Consider the following 4639-nt stretch of genomic DNA (forward strand, 5'->3'; position numbering starts at 1 on the left):
TAGCTTCGATACGTGATGCATTAGCACCCTGCGAAACTAAGTAAGCTTTTACAGATTCTGCTCTATCTTTTGATAAACGTAAGTTCAATTCTTTAGAACCTGTGTTATCAGTGTGACCGGCTAATTTTAAACTGAAGTTTTTCTGGATCAATAAGGCGGCAACCCTGTTTAATGAAGCAAAAGATTTAGCACGGATTGTTGCTTTACCTAAGTCGAACTCCAGGTTTTTAATCGCCTCGTTAACCACTTTGCGGTCTTCTTCAGTAACGATTACTTTTTCTACCACTTTTTCAGGAGTTTTTAATGGACAACCTGAACCATCTACTACAGTACCTGCAGGAGTATCAGGACATTTATCCAATTTATCTGCAACACCATCACCATCGGTATCTTTTAAGATATCATTTAATTCGCCGCGCAATTTAGCATTATCAGCTTTTTGTGCGTTTAATTCAGACCTTAAACCTTCAGCGGTTTGTTTAGCTTTTACAGCTTCATCATAGGTTAAAGCTACCGGATTGTGGAAAGCCAATTGTTTTCCGCTACCCAAAGCAAATTCTAAACCTGCATAAGCATAGTTATATTTATCGTTTCCGTTTTTGTAGTAACCATCAAGGTTATCACCATCAACAAAATTGATTGTCCACCCTAAATCTAAATTAACAGCATCCGAAAGTTTAAATTTAGCACCTAAACCAACAGGGATAATTAATTCGTTGATGTTATCACCACCACCAAATTGCGACGTTCCTGAAGCAGTTGTAATTGTTGGTTTATATCCTGCAAATCCGAAACCGGCCGAAGCAAAAAGCTGTAAAGTGTTCTCTTTTTTAAACATGTCGATATTGAACATGTTTACAACGGCGTTTAAACTTCCTGAGTACGATAACTGCGTATCGAAAGCCCTTACCGGCGAATTATTTACCAAGCCACTTTCGTAAGGCTCAGTATTATCACCTTTTAATTTACCACGAACTCCATCTAAACGTAAAGAGAAATAAGGTGTAAATTGTTTTTTAATGTAAAGCCCGTAACCAAAATTAGATTTATTATTACTAAAATCGTTTTTACCACCTAGTGGTGATAGGGGGGTGAGCACACCTGCATTAACACCGATAGACCATGTTCTGAACGTTGTTGTGTTTGTTGCAGGAGTTTGAGCCGAAGCAGCTGTCCCGACTAATAAACCAGCAAGTGCAACTGGTAATGTTTTAAATAGCTGTAGTTTCATAATTTTCTGTATAACGTTGAATAGCGTTTCCATACCCTTACAATTGCTATACCAAAAATACAACCATGTAAAAATAATTATCAACTTGTTAACAATTATTTTGCGGTGTAGTATGTGCTGACGGGTGTGCTGTTGTTAAAAACTTTAATTATCTCATTGTGATTAATATTTATCGGCAATAATCAATTCTTGGTGTAATAGCTAAACTGATTGTCATGCTAATTCGATAACCATCAGATTTGTCTCATCTATCGGCTTTATGATTTTTAAAGATGGTTAAATGTGATCAACACATTTTCACAACTAGATAGACCCTGAAATAAATTCAGGGTAACGACTATTGGAAGAGGTTAAGCTACTGGATAGTTTACTTACAAAATTGTTAACCGTAGCGCTTTTAATCCGCTTAAACCCTGCAGATCTTCCAGATCAAGATCTTCGGTTTCGGATGCTAATACTTTTGTTTCCTGGAGATAAGTTACAAATGGCAGGTAATCGTCGATATCCCTTTTATTGAAATAGATTAAAGCCAATTTATCGGGCTGGGTTAACCTTTCCTGCGAATTCCGGATGAGCACTTTATCGATTCTTTTTTTGATCATCTGGTATCGGATATTGTAAGCCCCCTCTACATCGAATTTTCTTTCATCAACACGGAAACTGATATCTATGGGATGGTTATGGATAAAAATCAGTTGTGTAGTGGCCAGTTTAACAGGCATTTCGGGTTCGAGTTGTTTTACCATTTTGGCAATGGCCGCCATTGATGAAAGCTGCCATAAGCGTAGATTTTTTAAGTGGAAATGGTTAAAAACCTTATCGGGAGCAATAGATTGCCCAATATAAATATCGTATTCAACCCCATCCGTCCTAAATTTTTCGAAATAACAGGGATAAGATTCCTGCAGTTTTTCGCGCTCGGCTTCGAAATAATTATTAATTGAAGTATTGATCAACTGCATGGATGCTTCCAAAGCCTGCCTGTGTTTATAAACCTCACCATGGTTTTCGGAAATGGTTTCGAGGTATCCCCCTATTATTTTTTGGGTGTTGGGATGCGACTGTGAAATGAGTTTTAAATAATCGCTGGTTTCTTCTTTAAGAAAAATATTGAGGCTGTTTTCATCTGTTGTATTTAACTCATTGCCCTGCAAAATGTTATTCCATTTGTTGCAGTTAAAAATGATCTCCAACAATAAGGCATCACTATAACTTTTGGTAAGTTCTTTCAAGGTATCATTAAGCATAGCCAAATGAAGGCTCAGATCGGCCTTACTTGCAATATTTCTTTCGGTTGTTGAGTTCCTGATATCTATTGCACCATAAAAAGGGTAAACATCTTTAAAACTAATGTCGTCACTACTGATTGGTAAGTTCTTTTTTCTACTATATAGGTGGTGCCAGGCCGCCTCATTAAATTTCCATTGTACGGCAGGTTGTATTGAAGTATATTTTTCCTTGATTATATTTTCAATTTCAAGGTTAAATTCATCGATATACACCTGCAATAACTGCGCAATCGGAGCCAATACGGGATCGAGCAAAGTGATTTTCTTTTCATCAAAAGTTTCACCCACCCAGGTATGCATCCCCAGCACCCCAACCAATATATGGTTATGAAACACCGGTATGAGTGCCATCGATTTTACATTCAATTCCCTAAACCGGTCCAGCCAGGGAAACATTTCCTTACTTTCGGCCCAGATATCGGGTGAATAAAAGGAATTGGGGTTAGCGGCATAACCTTCGGCAATCTGCTGAAATGCTTCGGGACTTAAAGTTTCTTCGCCCCATACAGAAAAAAGCAGTCCACTGCCACCCTTTACATAGCCATAAACCATTTTGTTGTTTACCCTTACAAAAGGGAAAAGGTCGAATTGGATATTGGCATTCTGCACCAATACTTTTAGTGATTGGATCACCTCTTCGTAGGCGGCACCTTCGTTACCAGGTATGCGGTTTAACCTAACTGCTTTAATATTTTCTACTGCCTGTTTAGGCGTAACATCGGTTATGGTAAGTACCGAAATGCCCCGCAGCTCAAAAAGATCTAAAGGCAATACCTGTTGTAGTTTATCCAGGCCAGATTCTTCAGTTAAATATTGCTGTAATTCGCGGTAGCTAAGCTCAGGCAAGTTTTGTTTAGTTCTTACTTCGATAAAACCGGCATTTACACCAATGTGGAAATAAGCAGGCAGGCCGGTATCGGCATTAATGGCCGAATGATATTTTTCTTTTAAGGGCGAGTGGAACGCATATAGTTCGTTAAGGATAAACGAGTAAATAAAATGAAGACGATCGTGCCGGTGCTGTTCAAGCGTTTTCGATCCTGCAAAGCTGTTCTGATCTTTTTCCTCATGTTCGAGCAATTCGTACATCAGTTCGGTACCGTAAAAGGTAATGGGCTGCATTGGAGCACAAAGCCCCCAGGCCTGATGATCTTCTGTTAAAAGTGCCGGCGAAAGGCAGGCATACATGTACTCCAGCAACAATTCGTGCTGATAAATGTCATCGAGCGCGATCACCTGATCATCTACTCCCTGTTTCCTGAACTCTTCTAATGCATTGCTATAAAGGGTCGACTTTACCGTCTGCTCCTCTTCAATTTTCCGTTGCAGGTACTTCACAAAAGGGCCAAAAGAGATGGCTGAATCTACCGCGGGTAAATCTGGATAGTTTTGGGCAATATTGAATATGCGCTTCTTCATCTCTTTAAATTTTGAATTAGACAACCTGCTACTTGAATGGTACCAAATTAACTAATGCTAAGATAAAAAAATAGAAGCGATAATCTGCTACCAACCAATGGCCTTATCGTCACCACGCGGATCGGCTCCGCCCTGATAATTACCCCACTTCGTTTTTAAAATGGCATCAACCCTGCCGATTGCTCCCCTGGGCATAATTTTATAACCTTTAGCTTTCAATTTTTCAGTAGATAGGCTATCGATCGCATCTTTTTCTACATATACTTCATCAGGTAGCCATTGGTGGTGGAATTTTTTAGCTGCAACTGCCGACTGCATCGACATATCAAAATCGATTACATTTATGATGGTCTGGAATACCGAAGTAATAATGGTCGATCCTCCAGGTGTGCCCACCACCATAAACAAATTTCCATCTTTTTCCACAATACTCGGTGTCATTGAGCTGAGCATTCTCTTATTTGGTGCAATGGCGTTGGCTTCGCCACCTACCAAACCATACATATTCGGTGCACCCGGTTTAACAGAAAAATCGTCCATTTCGTTATTAAGCAAAAAACCGGCTCCTTTTACGGCCACCAGCGATCCATAAGAACCGTTTAAGGTTGTAGTGATAGACACGGCATTACCATCGCGGTCTACAATAGAAAAATGCGTGGTTTCTTCATGTTCTGCTCCTTTTACTTCGCCTGCCAGTACC

3 protein-coding genes are annotated in these 4639 nt (G+C 39.5%); all 3 read right to left on the reverse strand.

Annotated features, from left to right (window positions below; genetic code table 11):
- Positions 1-1231, reverse strand: a 1231-nt coding sequence (locus tag B2V92_RS04775) for an OmpA family protein (protein WP_293305178.1), incomplete at its 3' end; no start/stop codon positions are given.
- 371 nt (positions 1232-1602) lie between these two features.
- Complete coding sequence (locus tag B2V92_RS04780) at positions 1603-3939, reverse strand: GAF domain-containing protein (RefSeq protein ID WP_293305179.1); 2337 nt, start codon at positions 3937-3939, stop codon at positions 1603-1605.
- 87 nt (positions 3940-4026) lie between these two features.
- The coding region (locus B2V92_RS04785) for a gamma-glutamyltransferase (RefSeq protein WP_293305180.1) at positions 4027-4639 on the reverse strand (613 nt) is incomplete at its 5' end.

The sequence above is a fragment of the Pedobacter sp. UBA5917 genome (assembly GCF_002432345.1).
GTDB lineage: Bacteria > Bacteroidota > Bacteroidia > Sphingobacteriales > Sphingobacteriaceae > Pedobacter.